Source organism: Roseomonas sp. KE2513, from assembly GCF_016107305.1.
Taxonomy (GTDB): Bacteria; Pseudomonadota; Alphaproteobacteria; order Acetobacterales; family Acetobacteraceae; genus Roseomonas.
On the sequence record NZ_RCVR01000039.1, the window covers coordinates 22,714 to 43,430 of the forward strand.

The window sequence follows — 20,717 nt, forward strand, 5'->3', positions numbered from 1 at the left end:
CGAAGATGACGGATCATACAGGCTTCCGCCCGGCGCGGCTCGCCACCCGCGCGGCCAGGAGCACCGCCAGCGCCACCGCAACGATCACGATCGAGTCCACCCAGCCCTGCGGCCTCCCGTGCGCCGCGCCGGGCGCCAGCGCCGCATCCGGCCGCACCGTCCAGAGCAGCAGCGCGCCATGGGCCAGGATCAGCAGCCCGCACACACTCCGCATGCGCCAGGGCCGCCATTGCGGCACGATGGCCAGGGCCAGCGCCCCCAGCAGCGCCGGGGCCGCGACGGCCACCTTTACCCAGAGCCAGGCGCCCTCCTGCCGGCGGAGATACCAGGCCGCCTCGGGCGGCAGGTCGGCGGCCCAGACGGTCAGGAACTGCACGAACCACAGCCACAGCGTGAGCACCGCCAGGGTGAGCAGCGCGCGCTCCATCCCCGTTCGCGCCTCGTCCGTCTCCGGGCAGCCCCGGAGCAGCACCGCCAGGGAGAGCGAGGCCGCAGCGCCGTCAGCAAACAGGGCGAGACCGAGGAGGCTGCCCGTCCAGCCCGGATCTCGCGAAAGGGCCCAGTCCTCTAAGCCGATCGTGGCCGAGAGCAGCAGCAGCATCAGGCAGAGCCCCGCCGCCCTGGGCGATGCTCCCGACCGCGCCAGCACGCGCCCGATTCCCGCCCAGAGGAGCAGGATGACCGCCGAGGCCAGGCCCACGGCAAGCGTCTTCCCGCCGCCCCAGGGGTAAAGCTCCTTCACCATGGCGGCGAGCGGCAGGGCGAGCACCGGCAGTAGCCAAGCCATCCGCGCCACCGGGACCAGAACCGGGCGGAGTGGATCCACCCAGCTCTCCTGCATCAGGATGCCCGCCGCCAGCACGGCCAGCGCGCCCGCCCCCAGCGTCGCGGCCAGGAGGAAGGCGAGCAGCCAAGCCTCGGCAAAGGCGGTCATGGCGCGTCACGCATCAGCGCCTCCACATGCCGGGCCACTGCCCAGCGCTGCCGGGCATCGAGCCGGTCGGCCATGGCGTGGGCGCCCAGATGGTTCACTGCGATCGCCGCCATGCTCCGCGCGGGGTCGCCCGGCAACGGCGCGATGGGCGGATGCCCGCGGGACACCACCACTCCGTCCCCCAGCCCGCGCGCACCATGGCAGGGCGTGCAGAAGATGGCGTAGCGCTCCGCACCTTCCGCCAGAAGCGCGGCATCCACCGGCGGCCCGGGCGCCGCCAGGGCGCGCGCCCGCGCCGCTGCCCCGCGCGAGACCGCGCCCTCCGGCGGCGGAAGCGGCGCGGGCGGTTTCGGGCTCTCCGGCCAGGCATCGCAGCCCGCGAGCAGGAGGAGGAGAAGAAGCCGCCTCACGCGCCCCGCACCTCCGATACGCGCAGCGGCGACAGGCCGCGCAGGAAGCGCGCCGTGCTTTCCGGGTCGTAGAGCGGGTCCTCGGCCGAGAGGAACAGGCAGAACCGGTCCTCGCTCACCCGATGGAAGCCGCGCGCGAAGAAGGCGGGGTGGTTCAGCCGCGGCAACCCGTTCAACGCCAGCATCCCCAGCAGCGCCGCCGCGCAGGCCCAGAGGATGGCGACGAGATAGGTGGTGGGCATGAAGGCCGGCCAGGCGTTCAGCGGCCGCCCGCCCACATTCACCGGATAGACATGCACCGAGACATACCAGGCCGTGCCCGCCGCCAGCACTGCCCCCACCGCGCCCGCGCCGAGCGCGATGAAGCCGATCGGCGCGGCGCTCACCCCCAGCAGCTCGGCCGCCTCCGGTACCGGGAAGGGCGAATAGGCCTCCAGCCGTCGCCAACCGGCCTCGCGCGCGGCGCGCACCGCGGCGGTCAGCGGCTCCGGGTCATCGAACTCGGCCATCAGGCCGAAGGCGGGGTGCTGCGTCACCGCTCCTCCCTCTCGGCCTCGGTCTCGCTCTCCTCATGCCGCGTCTCGAACATGGACACCGCCGGCACCAGCCGGCCGAATAGCAGCAGCACCATTGCGAAGAGCGCGACCGAGCCGCCCAGCAACCCCCATTCCGCGACGCTCGGCGCGTATTCCGGTCCGACCGCGGGCATGTGGTCCCGCAGCAGTCCGCCCACCACGATCGACCAGCGGTCCAGCCACACCCCCGCCGCCGCCAGCACGCCAACCGGCACCACGATCAGCGTGCGCGTGCGCAACGCCCCAAGCCAGAGCAGCTGTGGCAGCACGGCCGAGAGCAGCACCGCGCCACAGTAGGCCGGTGCCCCGCCGCCGAACACGCGGGCGGCCAGCGCGTCGCGGGTGGTGGGGTCCTCCTCCAGGAAGCCGACCAGCAGCTCATGCGCATAGGCCATCCCGGCCGCCAGCCCGGCCGAGGCGAGGAGACGGGCCAGCAGGTCCATGTCCCGCTCGTCCACGTAGCGCTCAAGCGAGAGCGCCTGCCGCAGCACCGCGGCCAGCGCCAGCACCACGCCCAGCCCTGAGGGCAGGCCGGTGACCACCACGTGCAGCGGCAGCCGCGCCTGGTGCCAGGCCGGCACGAGGGTGGTGGCAAATTCCAGCGCGACCACCGTCTGTGCCCAGAGGAGCAACGGCAGCACCAACGCCGCGACGAGGCGATACGCCGCCTGGTGCCGGTGCCAATGCGCGACCGAGCCGCGCCAGCCCAGCGCGAGGATCCCGTAAGCCCGTGCCGCCCGCATCCGCCCGTGCCGCGCCGCCCGATCCCGCATGGAAGCGAGGTCCGGGATCAGCCCGATGAACCAGAACAGCGAGGTGACGACGACGTGGGACATAATGCCCCAGAAATCCCAGACGAGAGGGCTGCCGAATTGCGGCCAGAGGCCCGTGTAGGCCGGGTAGGGCAGCGTCCAGAGGAACAGCCATGGCCGGCCAAGATGCAGGATCGGGTAGGCGGCGGCAGCGAGGATGGCGGCCAGCGCCGCGGCCTCGGCGAAGCGGTTCACGGCGGTGCGCAGCCCGTGCCGGCGCAGCACCAGCACGGCGGCGAAAAGGCTGGCAGCATTGGCGATGCCGATCCACCAGGCATAGGCGATCAGGTCGAAGCCCCAGACATGGGGGATGTTGTTCCCCCACACGGCGACCCCGCGCACGAGCACGGCCGCGACCGAGGCGACCAGCACCACCACGCCCGCTCCGGCCGCGGCCATGGCGAGGCGGAAGCCCCAGGCGCCCGGCCGCAGCGCGGCTTCGGCGACGGGGATGGTGTTGTCGCTCACGACGGCTCCTCATCGGCCGCGACGCGGGCGAGATAGGTGGTGCGCGGCCGCGTGCCGAGCTGGCCGAGCATCGCGTAGTGCCGCCCGTCCCGCCGTGCGCCGGAGACGGCGCTGCCAGGATCGTTCAGGTCGCCGAAGGTGATGGCGCGAGTCGGGCAGGCGCGCTGGCAGGCGGTCTCCACCTCGCCGTCCTGCAGGGCGCGCCCCTCATTCGCGGCGGCGCTGCGCGCGCCCGCGATGCGGTGGCTGCAATAGGTGCATTTCTCCATCACGCCGCGCGGGCGCAGCGACACCTCAGGGTTGCGTGCCGGGGTGTCGAGGCTGCGGCGGTGATCAGCCCAGTTGAAGCGGCGCACCTTGTAGGGGCAGTTGTTGGAGCAGGTGCGCGTGCCGATGCAGCGCGCATGCACCATCACGTTCAGCCCCTCATGGTCATGCAGGGTGGCGTTGACGGGACAGACAGGCTCGCACGGCGCCTGCTCGCAATGCATGCAGGGCACGGGCTGGAAGCTGGAGGCGGGGTTCTCCTCCGCGCCGTGGTGATAACGGTCCACCCTCAGCCAGTGCATCGCCCGCCCCTGGCTCACGGCCAGTGGGCCGACCACGGGCACGTTGTTCTCCGCCTGGCAGGCCAGGGCGCAGGCGTTGCAGCCGATGCAAGCATCGAGGTCAATCGCCATCCCCCAGGCATGGCCGGGATAGGGCCAGTCCGGGTGCAGAGACGCATCCCGCGTCGGCTGCGGCAGGGCGCCGCCAGGCTTGACGCTGCGCACCGCCTCGACGGGATCAATCTGGTGGTGGGAGTCGGCCGTTACCGGCGGCGTGCGGCGCCCCGTGGACCGCAGCGACAAGCCCGGCATCGTCCAGGCGCCGGAGGCGGGGCGGAGGGCGTAGGCGTCGAACCCGCGCCCCTCTCCCACCGGTCCGCCGGCGCGGCGACCGCCGCCCAGCGGCAGGGTGACGCAGCCCGGCACGTGGCCCGGCACCGGCCAGCACGGGGCGAGCACGGTGCGCCCCTCCAACCCCAGCTCCACCTCGTCCCCCGGCGAAAGGCCAAGTTCGGCGAGGGTGGCGGGCGCCATCAGCGCGGCATTGCCCCAGGTGATCTTGGTCAGCGGCCGGGGCAGTTCCTGCAGCCAGGCCTCATGCGCCTCCGCCCCGCCGTGCGTGCCCGGGTCGGGCGCAAATGCCGCGACCAGCCCGGCTGGCATCGGGGGCGAGGGCTGGTCCCATCCCTCCCGCAGTTGGAGAGACAGCGGGACGGCTGCCCCCCCTGCCACGCCCGTTTCCAGCGCCTCAGCCCAGGCCGCGTCAAAATCCCGTCCGGCCCAGATGGCGCGCCAAGTCGCCTCGACCGCCGCCCGGGCCGTCACGGGCGCGCCGAGCAGGGCAGAGAGCAGCTCCACCGGCCCCCGCGCCTCATCGGCCAGGGTGGCGGTGACGGGTTGCCGGATGGAGGGTGTGCCGTCGAAGGCGCGGCAATCGCCCCAGGCCTCTAATTCATGCGGCATCGGGACGTGCCAGGCGCAGAGGCGCGACGTCTCGTCCTGTCGGGCGCCGAGATGGAGCACGAAGGGCACCCGGCGCAGCGCGGCCTCGAAACCGAGGGCGGCCGGCGCGTCATAGGCCGGATTGGGCCCGAGGATCAGCAGATGCGTCACCTCCTCTGCCACCATGGCCGAGGCGAGCGCCGCGAGGGAGGCCGCCATCGGCTCCGGCCGGGCCAGCGGATGCGGCAGAGTGCGCAGCACGGTGCTGCCCAGCCGGGCGTTCATCGCATGGGCCAGGGCATGCACCGTCGCCCCCTCCCTGCGCCCGGCCAGGACCAGAGCATCCGGCCCTGCAGCCATCAGTTCCGCCGCGATCTCCGCTGCCGGATGCGTACCGGCGGCCGCGAGCCCCTCCACCCCCAGCGCCTGGGCCACCCCACGCGCAAAGGGCTCGGCCTCGGCGGGGTGGAGAGGGATGCGGCGGTCGGCGCGGGCGCCGGTGATGCTCGGCGCGGCCTCGGCCACGATAAGCCTCGCTCTGCGCCCATCCCGGCGGGCCGTGATCCAGTCGCGCGCATGGCGGAGATGCCCGGGCATGTCGCCAAGCGGATCGGCGCCGAGGCACAGCACCGCCCGCGCGCGGGACAGGTCCGGCACCACGGCCAGGGGCTGGCCAAAGGCGCGCACCGCACCCTCCTGCGCGCCGTCGCCCGCCAGCGGGTCGTGCTGGTGCCAGGCGGCCTCCGGGAAGGCGGCAAGCACCTCCCCTATCACCCGCGCGAGGGTCGGGGAGGAGACGGGGCCGGTGAGAATCCGCAGACCCCGGCCATCCCGCGGCACGAGTTCCTCCCGCGCGCCGGCCAGGGCGGCGTCCAGCATCGGCCTCGGTACCGGACGGCCGTCTCGCCGGATGCGGCGGGAGCGGTGCGGGTCGTGCAGGGACAGCACGGCCGCTTCGGCAAAGATGTCGGTGGCGCCCAGGCTGGCGGGGTGAGCGGGATTGCCCTCCAGCTTCACCGCGTGCCCGCCGCGGGTGCGCACGACCACGCCGCGGGCCAGCCCGTCCAGCTCCAGCACCGTCGCGTAATCGGCCGAAGCCGCCGCGCCATCAACGGCGCGGGCGGGGGCATGCAGGGGATGGCCGTGTTCCGGCGCCTCGTCGCAGCCGCCCAGAGCTGCAAGGGCCAGGGAGGCGCCCACCAGCAAGAGCGCATCGCGCCGCTCCACCGGGCCATGCGCGCCGGCGGCCAGGGCGGCGGGCTGCGGGGGCTCGGGGGTGGAGTCCGGGCCACGACGGGGGGGAGCGCTCATCGGTGGCGCCTCATCGATGGCAGGTCGAGCAACGGGTCATGGGGGAGACCTCCACGCCGAAATGCCTGTAGCGCAGGGCGCGCAGACCGTGCGGGCGCGGCGTGAACGCCGCCTCGCCGGCCGGGAGCCCGCCGGTCGTGGTCTCGACCGCCCTGGGCTGACCGGAGGTAGGGTCGCGGTGGCAATCCAGGCAGAAGCCCATCGAGAGCGTCTCCGCCCGCACCGTGCGAGGCATCTCCTGCACCGCCCCGTGGCAGGAGACGCAGCCGACTCCGGCCGTGGTATGGGCCGCGTGATCAAAGCGGACATGGTTCGGCAGGCGGCTGACCGAGGCCCATTGCACCGCAGTCCCCCCGGCCAGCGCGGCCCGCAACGGCGTAAATTGCGCGGCGACGTTCCAGACTCGGTCGTGACAGCCCAGGCAGGTCTCCGCGCTGGGCATCCCGGCATCTGCGGTCCGCTCCACCCCAGCATGGCAGAAGCGGCAATCCAGGCCGAGCCCGCCGGCATGGACAGCATGGCTGAAGGGAATGGGCTGTTCCGCCGGATGCCCGACGGCCCAGGTCTGGCCGGCCCGTACCAGGGCGAAGCCCGTTGCGCAGGAGAGCAGCAGCACCGCGCAAGCAAAACCGATCGCGAGGCGCAGTCGGGAATCCGCCCTTTTGGAGAAGAGCTGCGCCATCGTCTCCCGCACCGACCAGACCGGCACGCGAGGAGTTGCGGCCAGGTTACCGGCCGTTCATGCGGCCAGACCAGCCGATCGACAAGAGGCGACGGCCATTTTGCCCGGCAGCCGCGACTTCTGGCTGCTGCGCCTCATGCCCGAGCTGCGCTCCATAGCAAGGGTTGCCTCGGCGACCTGTTGCCGTGCTGCTGCCCGAAGGCCAAACCTGGTGCCGCCGCTCTGGCAATGGCTCGCATCTCTGCTTCTTCCGTCGATAACCCTCCACATACCGCTGGCCGACGGGGGAAGCTGGTGCGCGGAGCGGACTGACTTAGCCACCTCGTGGTGCTGACAACCTGGGCAGGGTTCAGTCCTCTGTTGATTTGGACGCTCGCTCCACGATCTGATTTTCAGACCGAATTGCCTCTCGATGCCGGACGTGGGCAACAGTTCCGACGCACAGTCAGCCAGCAATCCCCACTCTCTGCTTGCACCCAACTACAGGCTGTGGGCCGGCCCTCGCGACATTCTATGGGGTGGCGTGCCAGTAAGGGTGAACAAGCCTCAATTCTATGCCGAAAACGCATCAGGACGGGCGCGTTGCCGGACAAGCGCTTGGGATAGCCTTGAGCTCCGACACGAGCGCCCGAATGGCTGGAGATGGCAGCCGCCGGGGTGCCAAAGCCCAGCGCACATCCATCATCATCGGCGATCCGCTCAGATCAAGCTCTACCAGGCGCCCGGCCGCCAGATCTTCTTCCACGCTGCGTCATGGTCAGGAGCAGCCCTGTTCCTGCCCTGACCAGGGCTCGGACCGTATCGTATTCCGTCGTTCGTGCAGGAGCGATCTTCGTACGGGGAAGACCTGCCGCGGTGAGGAGCGCATCTAACTCCTGGCTGAGGAGAGATCTCCGTCCTCCGCGAACGAAGGGCCAACTGACAAGTTCAGCCGCCGACAAGCCTTGCCGTATCGCTAAGGGGTGAGTGGCCGAGGCCACAATGCCGAACCGCTCACGTCGAAGGAGCTGGGAGGACAGGTTAGCCGGCGGATTGTTGGTGAGGAAACAGCCGATATCAGCACTGCCGGAGAGAAGGTGATCGATGACCTCCTCCTGTCCGCCCGTCCGGATGTCCAGCCGGACATCCGGGTGTTGCTGGGAGAAGGTGGCCAGGAGGTCCGGTAGGACGAAGTTCGCGACGAGCCGCTGCGCCGAAAGCTGAATACGCCGGACCGATCCGGCACGATCCTCGGCCAGTGTCGCCGCCGCCGCAGCCGCGTCCTGCAGCAGAAGGCGCGCTTGCGGCAAGAAGGCCAGCCCGGCGGAGGTGAGCAGAGAGGGGCGGCCTCTCCGGCGCTCCAGGAGAGGCGTCCCGGCCTCCTCCTCTAACCGGCGGAGCTGCTCGCTGACGGAGGGCTGGGTGATGCCCAGGCGCTCGGCCGCTGCTGCCACCCGGCCCTCCTCGGCCACGGCGACGAAGACTTCCAGGCATCGCAGCGAAGCTCGAAGCATGCGTCATCGTATAGGCGATATCCTATGTGTTCCACAGGAACCTGCCCAATTGCTGCCGACCAGCGACCGGCGCCACAGTCTCGAACAAGGGACCGGGCAGCAGCGCCGGCCGGAGGGAGCGTCGTGATGCAGTATAGGAGCGCCGGCCTCGGCGCGTTGCGGTGGCTGGCTGCTGGGCTAGCGACTTTGTGGACGGGTGTCGGGTCTCTGAGTGCCCAGCCTGCCTTCCCCGACCGGCCTATCCGAATCATCAACCCTTTCCCGCCGGGCTCGCCGGTGGATTTCATCGGCCGCTTTGCTGCTGACCGTATGGAGCAGGCTTGGGGGCAGCCGGTCGTCGTGGAAAGCCGCAGCGGCGCGGGCGGCACGGTGGGGGCCGCCGTGGTCGCTCGCGCACCAGCCGATGGGCATACGCTGCTGGTGACCACCCCCTCACTGATCACGGCGACAACGTTACACCGCGACCTTCCCTATGACCCCCTGCGCGACCTCCTGCCGGTCTGGGGGGTGCTCTCCAGCGGCCTCGTGATTGTGGTGAACCCCAGGGTGCAGGCGACCACGCTGGGGGAGTTTATCGCTCATGTCCGGCGGAACCCCGGCCACCTCTCTTATGCCACCTCTGGCCACGGTACGACCCAGCATTTCGGGGCGGAGCTGTTCCTGTCGCGCACGGGCCTCGCGATGGAGCACGTGTCATATCGCGGCGGTGCCCCGGCGGCGACAGGCCTCATCGCCGGCCACGTACAGGCCATGTTCGACGCTCTATCCAACCAGCTTCCGAATATCCGGGACGGGCGCGTGCGGCCGCTGGCCCTGATGCGGGACCGCCGTTCCCCCGCCCTGCCCGAGGTGCCGACGACGGCCGAAGCCGGGGTAGCGGGCGCCGAGATGCCGGGTTGGGTAGGCCTCTTCGCCCCCGCTGGCACACCCTCCCCGATCCGCCAGAGGATAATCGCCCTTCTCTCCGCGGCGATGGAGGAGGCGGCTGTCCGCGAGCGCATGGCCGGGGTCGGGCAGGAACCGGACGTGACGGCTGGGGATGAGTTCGCCAGCCGTGTGCGGCGCGACGCCTCGCTTTTTGTGGACATCGCCCGCACCGCGGGCATCAAACCGGAGTGACGGGGCAGCCGCCATGAAGATCACCCGGGTCGAGGCGATCGCCATCCAAATGCCGCTGCCGCGCGACTTCCCCGGCAGCTCCTACAGCGTCGTGAAGAAGGAGGCGATCATCACGCGCCTCCATACCGATCACGGGCCAGTTGGCCATTGCATCAACGGCGAGGGGCAAGGTGCCCTGCAGCCGGTGATGGTGCGGATCATCGAGGAGGAGCTGGCGCCGATGCTGATCGGCGAGGATCCCGGCCGGATCGAGGCGCTCTGGGCGAAGCTATGGCGTGCCACATCCCGCGGGGGGCGCGATCCGCGAGCGGCGGTTCGAGCGGTGGCCTGCGTGGACAGCGCGCTGTGGGATCTCGCCGGCAAGGCGGCGAACATGCCGCTCTACCGGATGTGGGGTGGGGCACGAGACCGGCTGCCGATCATCGCTATCGGGGGGCAGTACCACGACGACTACGGCATTGCGGACTACGGACGGGAGATGGAGGATTATCTCGCTCTCGGCCTTGCCGGCTGCAAGTTCAAGGTCGGTGGCCGCTCGCCCGAGGAGGACGCCGCGCGTACCGGGGCAGCGCGCGCTGCGGGCGGCGAGAGCTTCATTTTGGCAGTGGACGCGAACCGCGGCTGGACGCGCGCGGAAGCGCTGGACTTCATCCGCCGCACGCCTCGGCTGAACATCCGCTGGTTCGAGGAGCCTGTCCTCTGGGCAAACGACCGCAAGGACATGGCCCTGCTCCGCGCCACCACCGGCCTGCCCATCTGCGCCGGCCAATCCGAGATGTCGGCGGAGGACTGCCGTGATTTGATGCTCGATGCCGCGATCGACGTCTGCAACTTCGACGCCAGCTGGGGTGGTGGGCCAACGCCATGGCTGCGGGTAGCCGCCATGGCCGCCCTCTTGGGGGTGGAAATGGCTCACCATGGGGAGCCTGTGATCGGGTCCCACCTCCTCGCGGCTGTGGGGAATGGCACCTACGCGGAGACGCACCATCCGCAGCGCGACCCGGTCTTCCACCGAATGCTGCTCGGCCGCGGCGCGATCGAGAGCGGGGACTACCTGCTACCCCAGGGGCCGGGCTGGGGCGTGAATTTCGACCAGGATCTCGTTCGCGCACATCGCGTGAACTAACGCTGGCCCCTGCACAAAGGGCTGAAGAGGGGAGCATGAGTCGCTTGAAGTCCCGTGTGATCGCGCCCGCGCTGCTGCTGGCGGGCATGGCCCTGGCGACGCCGGCGGGCGCGCAGGAGGCCCGCAGCGTGGCGGAGCTGTTCAGCCGGCCACAGACGCAGGCGCAGCTTATGCGCATTGAGGTGGCGCTCGCCCGCGTGCAGGCGCGGCGAGGCATCATTCCAAACGAGGCCGCCGAGGAGATCGCCCGCACAGCGACACTCCAGGCTGTGCCGCCCGCCGCTGTCGCGGAGGAGCAGCGTCGGGTCGGCCATCCCCTCGTCGCCCTTCTGAATGCCTGGGCGCGGGTGGCGCAGAACGGTGCGGGCGAGTGGATCCACTACGGCGCCACCACGCAGGACATCTACGACACCGCCCAAGTGATCCAGACCCGCGAAGCCATGCGCCGCATGATCGCGACCATGGAGCGCGCCGAAGACGCCATGCTGCGCCTAGCGGCGGCGCACCGCGCGACGCCGATGATCGGCCGCACGGTGGGCCGCCACGCCCTGCCGATGACCTTCGGCCTGAAGGTCTCCTCCTGGCTGGCCGAGAACCGCCGCAATATCGACCGAATGAACGGCTGGCTGGCCCGCACGAACACCGGAATGCTCTCGGGCGCGGTGGGCAGCTACGCGGCGCTAGGCCCCGACGCCTTCGACATCGAGGCGGAGCTGATGAGCGAACTCGGCCTCGGCGTGCCCTGGCCGGTAGACTGGAAGGGCGCCAAGGACATGTTCGCCGAATACGGCGCCCTGCTCGGCATCGCCGCACGCAGCTGGGCCCGCGTCGCGCAGGAGGTGTTCCTTATGCAGGGAGACGACCTGCGCGAACTGGGCGACCCGGGCTCGGAGGTCGGCTCCTCCACCATGCCGCACAAGGTGAATCCGGGTCCGTCCCGCGCTGTGGTCGCCCTCGCGCGCGTGGTGCCGCATCAGGCGGAGGTGCTGAACGAGTGGCAGGTCTCCATCGGGGAGCGAGACCAGATCAGTAATGCCGACACGCTGGGCGAGATCAGCGCGACCATGGACCGGCTGCTGACCGCGGCAGCCACGATGATGGAGGGGCTGCAGGTCTTCCCGGAGAATATGCTGCGCAATCTCGGGCGCACCAACGGTCTGGTCATGGCCGAGCACGCGATGTTCCTGTTGGGCGGGCGGGTAGGCAAGCACACGGCGCATGAGGAGGTGCGGCTCGCTGCACGCGCGGCCTGGGAGAGGGGAACGACGCTGGTCGAGGAGATCGCGGCGCGACCGGGCATGGGGCCGATCGTCCTCGAGCTCGACCTCGCTAACCAGCTCGACCCGGCCCGCTACCTCGGTCTCGCCCCAGAGACGACCGACCGAACCATCGCTGCGATCCGCGCGGCCCGGGCCGCAGCGGCACCAAGGTAGGAAGGCCAGCTCAAACGGGTTCGGAGAGGAGATACTGCATGAAGACGGACCTCCTGATGGGGAGAAGGGCGCTCGCCGCCGCCTTGGCGCTGCCGGCCCTCCGCGCCACCGGCGCTAGTGCCCAAGCCGCCTACCCGGATCGCACCATCCGCATCGTCAATCCTTTCCCGCCCGGCTCCCCCTTCGACCTCCTGGCGCGGTTGGCGACGGACCGGCTAGACCGGGAGTTCGGCAAGCCCGTCGTGGTCGAGAGTCGCAGCAGTGCTGGCGGCACGATCGGCACCGCCGCCGTCGCGCGTTCCCCGGCGGACGGGTACACGTTGCTTGTCCACTCTACCTCAATGCTCTCCACCTCCTCCTATCTCTATCGAGCGCTTCCCTACGACATGGCGCGAGACCCGGTCTCCGGTGGTGCTGGAGGTGCCCACGACGCGGGAGGCGGGGCTGGATGGCCTTTCGCTGCCAATGGGAGCCCTCGGCCTCTACGCGCCCGCTGGAATCCCTGCGGAGATGCGCAATCAGATCGCGGCTGTGCTGACCCGGGTGGTGCAGACCGATGCGGACATGCAGGCGCGACTGGCAGGGGCAGGGCTGAACGAGGGAATTCTGACAGGGGAGGAGTATTCCGCCCGGCTGTTGCAGGAGCGCGATTTCTACGCCGGCCTGATCCGCCAAGCCGGCATCGAGCCAGAATAAGGGAGTACGAGATGCGCTTGGCAGACAAGGTGGCAATCGTCACCGGTGGTGGCTCGGGCTTCGGCGAGGGCATCGCCAAGCGCTACGCAGAGGAGGGGGCGCACGTCCTCGTCGCGGACATCAATCCCGACGGCGGGGACCGCGTGGCGGGCGAGATTGCGGCGGCGGGAGCAGGGCATCGCGTGGCCTTCGTGCGCACGGATGTCACCCAGGACGCCTCCATGGCGGCGATGGTGCAAGCCTGCCTGGAGCGCTTTGGGCGGCTAGACATCATGGTGAACAACGCCGACACCAGCCAGCCGAACGGGCCAATGCTGAACGTTTCAGAGGAAGTCTTCGACCACCTCTTCGCGATTAACGTGAAGTCCATCTTCCTCTCGGCCCGCCACGTCGTGCCTGTAATGCGTGCACAGGAGAGCGGGGGCTGCCTCGTCAATGATACCTCTGTTGCCGCGATCCGGCCGCGCGCCGGGCAGACCTGGCACTCTGGCGTGAAGGGGGCCGCGTCGACCATGAGCAAGGCGATGGCGGCGGAGCTTGCGCCCGAACGAATTCGGGTGAACGCGATCTGCCCTGTAGCCGGCGAGACGCCGTTGCTCCTACCGAAGCTGATGCCAGAGAGGCGTGCTGCCTTCGAGGCGAGCATCCCGCTTGGCCGCCTGGCACGGCCGCGCGACGTTGCCAATGCGGCTCTTTATCTCGCCTCCGACGAGGCGGAGTTCATCACTGGTGTCGCGCTGGAGGTGGATGGCGGCCGAGCCATTTAACGGCGGGACTGATCACCTGACAGAGACATCGCCCAGAACGATTTCTTTATGCTGAAGCCTGAAATGATGAAGAATTTACCCTGGTTAGGCTATTAAGCCGAATTTGCTTCACAGCCAGCGGAGCCTGGATCACCAGCTTTGGAGAATACGGGGCATGCCCTGCTTGCCAAGCGAGTTCAACTTGCAGAAGGGCGGACCAAGCTATCACACCGCGGTCGCCCGATCGTAATTTTCAAGAACAATGAAGTGGAGGAAGTGTGATGCGTCTTTTGATGATTGCCTTGTTCCTTCTAACTGGCGTGTTCGCGAGCCACGCCAGCTTTGCCCAGAGCAATCCGCGCTTCGTGCCTCTGCCACCGGCCATGGGCGCGCTTTACCTTCCGGACGGGAATTCCCAGCCGCGGGTCGGTGTCATCCTGATGCACCGAACAGCGAACTACATGTCGCACCCGGCCTGCACCGAGCTGTCGGCACGGGGCTTTGCTGTCCTTTGCATGAACCCGCGCTTCGTCAACAATGAGGTGCAGGTGAATTGGGATCGCATAGCACTGGACGTAAAGGCAGGTGTCGAGTTCATGCGGCGGCAACCCGGCATCGAAAGGGTTTTGCTCTTCGGTCATAGTGGTGGCGGACCGACGATGAGCTTCTATCAGGCGGTGGCAGAGAACGGGATCGCCTACTGTCAGGATCCCCAGCGCATTATCCCCTGCTCTGACGATCTGCGCGGACTGCCCCGTGCCGATGGGGTTATCTTTGTCGACGCGCATCCTGGTCAGCCCGTAATGGTGATGCGAGCGCTGGTCCCTGCAATCCGTTCGGAGCAAAATCCTCCCGAACGGCAGTTGAGTCAGGATCTGGACCCGCTGCTACCGGCAAACGGATACAATCCGCATGGCAATTCGCACTACTCTCAGGACTTCGTTCGGCGCTACATTGAGGGGCAAGCAAGGCGCATGGACACTATACGGGAGGAGGCGCAAACGCGCTGGGAGCGTGTGCGCAGTGGCACCTATCCCTACCCAGACAACGATATCGTTGTCATTCCTCGGGCAGGAAACCCCGGTGCCGGTCCTGCGGGTTCAATCTACATCAGCCAGTTTGACCCAAGCATGGACGCCTTCAACACCACTCGGCAACCGCGTAAGCTGCTCCGGAATGAAGGAAGCATAGCAGTTCAGCCAATCCGCAGTGTCATCGTGCCCGATCAATCCATTGCGCAAAGCGCATTGACCTTTGATTTTGGCACGAAGATCCTGAGCCTTCGCGCATTTCTCACTGCCAATGCGGTTCGTGCGACCGATTCAGCGGAGGGGATCGACCACTGCTCGAGCAACAACTCTACAGTTTGTGCGGTGCAGGCAATTTCTGTCCCTGTAATCTTCGTTGGTGCAGGCGGCTTCGTCTTTATCCGTGATAATGAGATTGCTTTCGAACACGCCAGGAGTTCTGACAAGGACCTCATCTATATCGAAGGATCGAACCACGGCCTCGGTCCGTGCACTCCTTGTGAGACTACGCCTGGGCAGTACGCCAACGTGACACGCAACTTGTTTGATCACCTTCGCGACTGGATCAACGCTCGGTTCTGAGTCGGCTTCGTCCGGGATCTGCTCCGCTTGAGGGTGCGGAGCTTTCGAGTCTCGCGCTCTGTTAGCGCAGTTGTGCCTGGCGCAGGTCCTCGTGCGTGGCGCTCTGTGGGCGGGGCAGCTAGGTCAAGCGTGAGCGTTCCCTGGCACGGGTCCCTGGATCGGCTTGCGAGAGGTTGCGGTTCCGGACAAGCTGGCGGCCTTAGGCTGGCAAAGCCGGGGAGGAAACAAGGATTGCGTAACGGGCTTGGAACCGGTCGTCGCGCTGTCCTGGTGCTCGGTGCCGCTGCGCTACCCGCAAGCCGCGCCTGGGCCCAGCCACCACCCGCCTGGAAGCCGACGAGGCCTGTCCGGCTGGTCGTCGGTTTCCCACCCGGCGGCTTCACGGACATCCTAGCCCGTGTCATTGCGCCTCTGCTGCAGGCACGCCTGGACCAATCCATTGTGGTGGAGAACCGCGGCGGCGCCGCTGGCATTATCGGCGCCGAAGCCGTGGCACGCGCAGTACCAGATGGAACGACCCTGCTGCTGGGCCATTCCACGGCCAACGCGATCGCGGCGAACCTTGCCCAGCGCCTCTCCTACGACCCGCGAACCGCCTTCACACCCATCACGCTCGTGGCTGCGCAGCCTCACGCGCTGCTAGTCAACGCAGCCGCTCCCTATGTTGACATCGGCGCATTCCTGGCCGCCGCCAGGCAGGCACCGGGCCGCCTGACCTACGCCTCCTCAGGAGTTGCCTCGGTGCAGCACGTGGCTGGGGAGATGCTGCGCGCAGCAACGGGCATCGATGTGGTGCACGTCCCCTATCGCGGTACCGGCCCTGCCCTGGCCGACCTTGCCGGTGGGCAGGTGGACTTCGTGATCGACGGCTTGGCCGGTGCGGCACCGCTGATCAGCGGGGGGCGGATTCGTCCCCTTGCGGTTAGCACGGCCCAGCGCGTGCCGCGCCTGCCTTACCTGCCCACCCTGGCCGAGGCGGGCGCTCCTGGCTTTGAGATCCGGTCCTGGTTTGGCCTCTTCGCGCCGGCCGGATTGCCTGAAGCAGCGGTGGAGGCCCTTTACGCTGCGGCCACGGACGCCCTGGCTCGGCCCGAGATGCTACGGGTGCTGAGCGATGCCTCGGCCGAGGCGGGCGGGATGCCGCCGGCCGCTTTTGCCGACTTTGTCAGAGGCGAGATCGCCAGATATCGCGATGTGGCCGCTCACATGCGCATCGCTGTGGAATAGGGGTTCGGCCATGAACGCAACTCGCCGCCGTCTGCTGGCCCTGGCTGCGCCGGCCCTCATCGCTCAGGTGGGGCGAGCCCAGGCATCCTGGGCACCCAGTCGCCCAGTCCGCATGCTCGTGCCTTTCGCGGCCGGCGGTCCAACAGACATCATCGCCCGCCTGCTGCAGGAACCACTGGCCGCAGGGCTGGGGCAGCCGGTCGTCGTCGAGAATCGGCCTGGGGCCGGCGGCAATATCGGCATCCAAGCGGTGGCGCGTGCAGCACCTGACGGGCACACACTGCTGTTCTGCTCCTCTGCTTTCGCAGCGAATCCAGGACTGCAGCCAGCGGATCGGCCAGCGCTCTACGATCCATTGCGCGACTTCGCGCCTATCACTGTCGCTGTCACCTCCCCCAATGCCATCGTGGCGCATCCCGGATCCGGGATCGGCAGCCTTGCGGCCATGGTGACGCGTGCACGGGCTGAACCGGGGCGGCTCGACTACTCCAGTCCGGGCAGCGGCACCGGCCCGCACCTGACGGCCGAGATGTTCCGCCGCGCGGTCGGGATCGACCTGACCCATGTGCCCTTCAACGGTGGCGCGCCGGGGATTCAGGCTGTGCTGGCTGGAACGGTGCCACTCGGCTTCTCCGCGATGCCGGCTGCGCAAACGCATATCCGTGGCGGCGCTCTGATTGGGCTTGCAACCACTGGTCCGGAGCGCTGGCCTGACCTGCCGGATATGCCGACTGTCGGTGAGGTCGTGCTGCCGGGCTTCCAGGCGGAGACTTGGCAGTCGATGCTCGCGCCGGCCGGAACCCCCTCAGCTACGACCGCGCGCATTGCGGAAGTCGTCGCTACGGCGCTGCGTGGAGCTGCTGCGGAGCAGCGCCTGCGCAGCATCGGCTTCCGCCCGGTTGCGAGCACGCCCGCCGCCTTCGCCGCACAACTCGCCACCGAGGTGCCCGCCCTCGCGGCGCTGGTGCGCGAAGCCGGCATCCGCGCCGACTGAAGGAACCGAGACCCTGCGAATCCTTGACATCCGCGAGATGGCCGTGCCCGTCCGCTCCTCTATGCGGAACGCCGCCTTCGACTTTGGAGAGATGAACACCTCCATCGTGGCTGTGGTCACGGACCGAGTGGCAGAGGGGCGGCCGGTGGTCGGCTACGCCTTCAATGGCACCGGCCGCTACGCCTGCGGCGCGACGATGCGTGACCGCTTCATCCCCCGCCTCCTAGGTGAGGCACCGGACGCGCTACTGGACGCGGAGGGCTTCGTCGACCCTGAACGCTGCCTTCCGGTGATGAACCGGCGCGAGAAGCCGGGCGGTGACGCCGAGCGCGCCTGGGCCATTGGCACGATCGAGACGGCGCTGTGGGACGCCACCGCCAAGGCGCGGGGCCAGCCGCTCTGGTCCTTGCTTGCCCGCCGCTACGGTCCGGGCAGTCCGGGCGGGCGCGTGAGCTGCTATGTCGGAGGCGGCTGGTACAAGCCGGGCCAGACCGTGGCAGACCTGCAGGACGAGATGCGCCGGCACCGCGACGCCGGCTACGTTCAACTCAAGACCAAGGTGGGCGGCCTGCCGATTGACGAGGACCAGCGACGAATCGAGGGCGTTCTCGCCATAGTGGGCGAGGGGGCCAATCTCGCGGTCGATGCCAACGGCGCCTTCGACCGTGAGCGCGCGCTCGCCTATGCCGCAATGCTCGCGCCTTACGGCCTGCGCTGGTTCGAGGAGCCGGTGCACCCGCTTGACCTGGCGCTCTACGCTGAGGTCTGCGGCGCCTACGCGCCTCCCATTGGCACGGGCGAGAACCTCTACTCGCTGCAGGACCTGACCAACATGGTCCGCTTCGGCGGGCTGCGGCCGGATCGCGACATCCTGCAGGTGGATCCGCCTCAGGCCTTCGGTGTCGCAACCTTCGTCCGCATCGTCGCTATGGCAGAGGCGGCTGGCTTCTCGCGAGCGCAGATCTTCCCGCATGGCGGCAACCAGATGTCCCTGGCGGTGGTGGGCGGCCTTGGGCTCGGCGGGTGTGAATCCTATCCCGGCGTGTTCGGCGCCTTTGCCGGCTATGCCGATGACGCTCGCGTGGAGGAGGGCTGGCTCCGCCTTCCTGACCGCCCTGGTATCGGGTTCGAAGGGCAGGCTGAACTCTATGCCATCATGAAGGATGTCGGCGCTTAATCAGGTGTTCGCCACGAGGAGGAAAACAGTGCCGCGATTGCTCTCCCAACTGGCGGTCCTGGCTCTCGCCTTTTTGCTGGCGCCGATGCCGGGCAACGCGCAGGAAGCGCCTTACCCCAACCGGCCCATCCGCGTGCTGGTGGGTTTCGCGCCGGGCGGCGGAACCGACGTCACCACACGTGCCATGGCACCGCGCCTCGCCCAGGCGCTCGGCCAGCCTATTGTGATCGAGAACCGTCCTGGCGCCGGGGGCAACTTGGCCAGCGAAGTAGTGGCTCGCGCCGTTCCGGACGGATACACGCTCCTGATGGGCACGATCGCTGCACTGGCGGTAAATCCCAGCCTCTATACCAATCTGCCCTTCAACCCGCTGGTTGACCTTGCACCGGTCAGTCTAGCGGTGACAACACACGATTTGCTGGTGGTGCATCCTTCTCTCCCCGTCCGATCCGTCGCGGAGCTGATCGCCCTGGCCCGCAGGGACAGGGACGGTGTGGCTTGCGGCTCCTCCGGCGTTGGCACCGCAGGCCACCTGTCCTGCGCGCTGTTCAACCTGTCCACGGGAGTGAGACTGTCGCACGTGCCTTATCGCGGCGGCGGTGCCTTGATCAACGATCTTATCAGCGGACAGGTGCCGGTCTCCTTCGCCAGCGTGACGACAGTGCGGCAGTATGTGGAAAACGGTACCCTGAGGGGCCTCGCCGTGATCTCTGGCCACCGCTCTCCGCAACTGCCTGACGTGCCCACTGTCGCCGAAGCCGGTGTGCCAAACTATGAATCGAGCAACTGGTACGGGTTGGTCGCGCCGGCTCGTACGCCGCCGGCGGTTATCGCCCGGCTGAACGCCGTCATGCGGGAAGCCCTAAGCGACCCAGCAATTGTCACCGTCCTGAGGCAGCAGGGCTTGGAACCTGCTGCGAACAGCCCAGATGACTTCAAGGCATTTATAAGGTCGGAAACCGAGAAATGGGGCCGCGTGAGGCGTGCTGCCGGCGCCTCAGCCCACTGAATCGTATTACGATGAGCAGCAAATAGGGCTGAATCGTTCGCTTGCGCCTCAGCCTCTTCGGAGGCGAACAAAAGAGTAGTCCGTCCTCCTCCGCTGCTCGCTACTGGCATCCTGATCGGCGAGCGCCATGACTATCGGCATCTCGACGCAGCCACACCTCAGATCACGATCAGGTAGCCGCACTGTGCGCGTCTGCAGAAAGTGGTCCCACTTTCGATGCAGTTTGCGCTTGGCTTCACTGAGGAACAGAGCGATGCATCATTCCACCGTGCGTGGCACCTCCCCGTACATCCTGACCCCCTTTCGTCAGGGCTCTGGGTCGTAGGACCCGGCTTGTCGGGCCCGACCAGGGACCTGACGATGACAAGGACGCTCTCCCCCACCCAATCGCAAATCCTCAGCGCCGCCGCCCGACACCCGGAAGGGCTGGCCAAGGCGCCCTCGAACCTGCCCGCTGCCGCCCGGAACTCGGTGCTTCAAAGCATGCTGAAGGCCAGGCTGCTGCAGGAGGTTCCTGATCCAGGTGGCAGCACTATGGGGGTCTTGCGGATCATAACAGCCGGGCTGACGGTGGTCGGTGTGCTGAGCGCGGCGGTGATGGCCGGAGAGGCCGCTCAGGTGACGCAGGAGGGTAGGAAGGCAGCCAAAACCAGCACGGCCGCGCTGGATGCCCAGGTACCGCCCCTTGTGCCCACTGCTCAACCACGGCTCCGCACCACGCTCCGGGACGCGGCAGCCGCCCGGCTGGTAGCCTGGGATGTGGGGGCGGAACGCTCCGCCCTGCCGGCTTCCATCGAGGCGCTCAGAGCTGCTCTGAGCCGCAGCAGCGCAAGTCGGCCGGCTCGTGGTCCCTCCGCTCCCCTCCGTCCGCATGAGGGCACCAAACAGCAGGCCGTCCTTTCCCTCCTATGCCGGTCCGAGGGCACCAACATCGCCCAGATCATGGAGGCGACCGGCTGGGCACAGCCCACCGTCCGCGGCTTCTTGGCCGGGCTGAAGGGGAAGGGCTACACGGTCGAGGTGCTGGAGCGGGTGCGACAGGTTGGGCCAGGAGCACAGGGCGCGAAGGGGAGTTATAGCGTCTATTGTATTGTCGCCGGGGAGCAGGGCTGATGGCTGCTGCCCGTCGCACTCCTCCCCAGCCCCGCTACGCGGTGGCGCTGTACCAGGTGTCTACGGCTGAGCAGGGGCACTTGGGCGTTGGCCTGCACGCGCAGCGGGCGAGCGTCCGAGCGTTCATCGATCGCGAGGGCTGGACGCTGGTGGCCGAGCACCAAGCCATCGCCTCGGGCAATGACGACCGTCGGCCAGGGTTATAGGCGGCGCCGACCTGTTGCCGCCAGCTAGGGACTGTGATCGTGGCGGCACGGCTCGATCGGATCACCCGGCGCACTCACACCCTCTC

The 20,717-nt window shown here is 68.5% G+C and carries 19 protein-coding genes and 1 pseudogene; 13 read left to right on the top strand and 7 right to left on the bottom strand.

Annotation, left to right across the window (positions count from 1 at the left end; genetic code table 11):
• Positions 1 to 13: 13 nt before the first annotated feature.
• The 7 genes from D9599_RS24935 to D9599_RS24965 all read right to left on the bottom strand — a co-directional run bounded on the left by D9599_RS24935 (position 14) and on the right by D9599_RS24965 (position 8,175).
• On the bottom strand, positions 14 to 934 hold the full coding sequence (locus D9599_RS24935) for a hypothetical protein (RefSeq protein ID WP_198384007.1): 921 nt from the start codon (positions 932 to 934) through the stop codon (positions 14 to 16).
• Complete coding sequence (locus tag D9599_RS24940; RefSeq protein ID WP_198384008.1) at positions 931 to 1,344, bottom strand: cytochrome c; 414 nt, start codon at positions 1,342 to 1,344, stop codon at positions 931 to 933. Before D9599_RS24940 ends, D9599_RS24935 begins: the two co-directional genes overlap by 4 nt.
• On the bottom strand, positions 1,341 to 1,880 hold the full coding sequence (locus tag D9599_RS24945; RefSeq protein ID WP_198384009.1) for a DUF3341 domain-containing protein: 540 nt from the start codon (positions 1,878 to 1,880) through the stop codon (positions 1,341 to 1,343). Before D9599_RS24945 ends, D9599_RS24940 begins: the two co-directional genes overlap by 4 nt.
• Positions 1,877 to 3,199, bottom strand: a complete 1,323-nt coding sequence (gene nrfD, locus D9599_RS24950; protein WP_198384010.1) for an NrfD/PsrC family molybdoenzyme membrane anchor subunit — start codon at positions 3,197 to 3,199, stop codon at positions 1,877 to 1,879. The genes D9599_RS24945 and nrfD overlap by 4 nt, the downstream gene beginning before the upstream one ends.
• The gene (locus tag D9599_RS24955; RefSeq protein ID WP_198384011.1) at positions 3,196 to 6,000 is read right to left on the bottom strand and encodes a 4Fe-4S dicluster domain-containing protein; all 2,805 of its coding nucleotides are present in this window, start codon (positions 5,998 to 6,000) and stop codon (positions 3,196 to 3,198) included. The genes nrfD and D9599_RS24955 overlap by 4 nt, the downstream gene beginning before the upstream one ends.
• 10 nt (positions 6,001 to 6,010) lie before the next feature.
• On the bottom strand, positions 6,011 to 6,709 hold the full coding sequence (locus D9599_RS32350; protein ID WP_198384012.1) for a cytochrome c3 family protein: 699 nt from the start codon (positions 6,707 to 6,709) through the stop codon (positions 6,011 to 6,013).
• Between the two features lie 677 nt (positions 6,710 to 7,386).
• A complete protein-coding gene (locus D9599_RS24965) occupies positions 7,387 to 8,175 on the bottom strand; it encodes a LysR family transcriptional regulator (protein ID WP_198384013.1) in 789 nt (262 codons plus the stop codon).
• 126 nt (positions 8,176 to 8,301) lie between these two features.
• Between D9599_RS24965 and D9599_RS24970 the strand changes: the two genes are divergently transcribed.
• The 13 genes and pseudogenes from D9599_RS24970 (at position 8,302) to D9599_RS25020 (ending at position 20,631) form a co-directional block, all read left to right on the top strand.
• Positions 8,302 to 9,294, top strand: a complete 993-nt coding sequence (locus D9599_RS24970) for a tripartite tricarboxylate transporter substrate binding protein (protein WP_198384014.1) — start codon at positions 8,302 to 8,304, stop codon at positions 9,292 to 9,294.
• Positions 9,295 to 9,307: 13 nt separating this feature from the next.
• On the top strand, positions 9,308 to 10,420 hold the full coding sequence (locus tag D9599_RS24975) for a mandelate racemase/muconate lactonizing enzyme family protein (protein WP_198384015.1): 1,113 nt from the start codon (positions 9,308 to 9,310) through the stop codon (positions 10,418 to 10,420).
• 35 nt (positions 10,421 to 10,455) lie between these two features.
• Entirely contained in the window at positions 10,456 to 11,853 is a 1,398-nt protein-coding gene (locus D9599_RS24980; protein WP_198384016.1) for a lyase family protein, read from the top strand.
• 56 nt (positions 11,854 to 11,909) lie between these two features.
• A pseudogene (locus tag D9599_RS32510) lies at positions 11,910 to 12,239 on the top strand (Bug family tripartite tricarboxylate transporter substrate binding protein); the annotation flags it as partial.
• 25 nt (positions 12,240 to 12,264) lie between these two features.
• Positions 12,265 to 12,549 carry a hypothetical protein gene (locus D9599_RS31595; RefSeq protein WP_232480876.1) on the top strand — a complete coding sequence of 95 codons (285 nt, stop codon included), beginning with the start codon at positions 12,265 to 12,267 and terminating at the stop codon, positions 12,547 to 12,549.
• A gap of 11 nt (positions 12,550 to 12,560) precedes the next feature.
• Complete coding sequence (locus D9599_RS31600) at positions 12,561 to 13,316, top strand: glucose 1-dehydrogenase (RefSeq protein WP_232480877.1); 756 nt, start codon at positions 12,561 to 12,563, stop codon at positions 13,314 to 13,316.
• A gap of 260 nt (positions 13,317 to 13,576) precedes the next feature.
• The gene (locus D9599_RS24990; protein WP_198384018.1) at positions 13,577 to 14,905 is read left to right on the top strand and encodes a hypothetical protein; all 1,329 of its coding nucleotides are present in this window, start codon (positions 13,577 to 13,579) and stop codon (positions 14,903 to 14,905) included.
• Between the two features lie 231 nt (positions 14,906 to 15,136).
• Complete coding sequence (locus D9599_RS24995; protein WP_198384019.1) at positions 15,137 to 16,132, top strand: tripartite tricarboxylate transporter substrate binding protein; 996 nt, start codon at positions 15,137 to 15,139, stop codon at positions 16,130 to 16,132.
• A 10-nt stretch (positions 16,133 to 16,142) separates the two neighbouring features.
• Positions 16,143 to 17,126 carry a tripartite tricarboxylate transporter substrate binding protein gene (locus tag D9599_RS25000; protein WP_198384020.1) on the top strand — a complete coding sequence of 328 codons (984 nt, stop codon included), beginning with the start codon at positions 16,143 to 16,145 and terminating at the stop codon, positions 17,124 to 17,126.
• 37 nt (positions 17,127 to 17,163) lie between these two features.
• Positions 17,164 to 18,303 (top strand): enolase C-terminal domain-like protein, encoded by a 1,140-nt coding sequence (locus D9599_RS25005; RefSeq protein ID WP_232480878.1) that lies wholly within the window; start codon positions 17,164 to 17,166, stop codon positions 18,301 to 18,303.
• A 28-nt stretch (positions 18,304 to 18,331) separates the two neighbouring features.
• Positions 18,332 to 19,312: a tripartite tricarboxylate transporter substrate binding protein gene (locus D9599_RS25010; protein ID WP_198384021.1), complete on the top strand. Its 981-nt coding sequence runs from the start codon at positions 18,332 to 18,334 to the stop codon at positions 19,310 to 19,312.
• A gap of 360 nt (positions 19,313 to 19,672) precedes the next feature.
• Complete coding sequence (locus tag D9599_RS25015) at positions 19,673 to 20,425, top strand: DUF3489 domain-containing protein (RefSeq protein ID WP_198384022.1); 753 nt, start codon at positions 19,673 to 19,675, stop codon at positions 20,423 to 20,425.
• Positions 20,425 to 20,631, top strand: a complete 207-nt coding sequence (locus D9599_RS25020; protein WP_198384023.1) for a recombinase family protein — start codon at positions 20,425 to 20,427, stop codon at positions 20,629 to 20,631. Before D9599_RS25015 ends, D9599_RS25020 begins: the two co-directional genes overlap by 1 nt.
• The last annotated feature ends 86 nt before the right edge of the window (positions 20,632 to 20,717 follow it).

What these genes read in the sequence shown, in the direction of transcription:
- D9599_RS24935 (WP_198384007.1), bottom strand. Translation starts at nt 934, where the DNA reads ATGACCGCCTTTGCCGAGGCTTGGCTGCTCGCCTTCCTCCTGGCCGCG.
- D9599_RS24955 (WP_198384011.1), bottom strand. Translation starts at nt 6,000, where the DNA reads ATGAGCGCTCCCCCCCGTCGTGGCCCGGACTCCACCCCCGAGCCCCCG.
- D9599_RS24965 (WP_198384013.1), bottom strand. Translation starts at nt 8,175, where the DNA reads ATGCTTCGAGCTTCGCTGCGATGCCTGGAAGTCTTCGTCGCCGTGGCC.
- D9599_RS24970 (WP_198384014.1), top strand. Translation starts at nt 8,302, where the DNA reads ATGCAGTATAGGAGCGCCGGCCTCGGCGCGTTGCGGTGGCTGGCTGCT.
- D9599_RS24975 (WP_198384015.1), top strand. Translation starts at nt 9,308, where the DNA reads ATGAAGATCACCCGGGTCGAGGCGATCGCCATCCAAATGCCGCTGCCG.
- D9599_RS24980 (WP_198384016.1), top strand. Translation starts at nt 10,456, where the DNA reads ATGAGTCGCTTGAAGTCCCGTGTGATCGCGCCCGCGCTGCTGCTGGCG.
- D9599_RS31600 (WP_232480877.1), top strand. Translation starts at nt 12,561, where the DNA reads ATGCGCTTGGCAGACAAGGTGGCAATCGTCACCGGTGGTGGCTCGGGC.
- D9599_RS24990 (WP_198384018.1), top strand. Translation starts at nt 13,577, where the DNA reads ATGCGTCTTTTGATGATTGCCTTGTTCCTTCTAACTGGCGTGTTCGCG.
- D9599_RS25000 (WP_198384020.1), top strand. Translation starts at nt 16,143, where the DNA reads ATGAACGCAACTCGCCGCCGTCTGCTGGCCCTGGCTGCGCCGGCCCTC.
- D9599_RS25005 (WP_232480878.1), top strand. Translation starts at nt 17,164, where the DNA reads ATGGCCGTGCCCGTCCGCTCCTCTATGCGGAACGCCGCCTTCGACTTT.
- D9599_RS25015 (WP_198384022.1), top strand. Translation starts at nt 19,673, where the DNA reads ATGACAAGGACGCTCTCCCCCACCCAATCGCAAATCCTCAGCGCCGCC.
- D9599_RS25020 (WP_198384023.1), top strand. Translation starts at nt 20,425, where the DNA reads ATGGCTGCTGCCCGTCGCACTCCTCCCCAGCCCCGCTACGCGGTGGCG.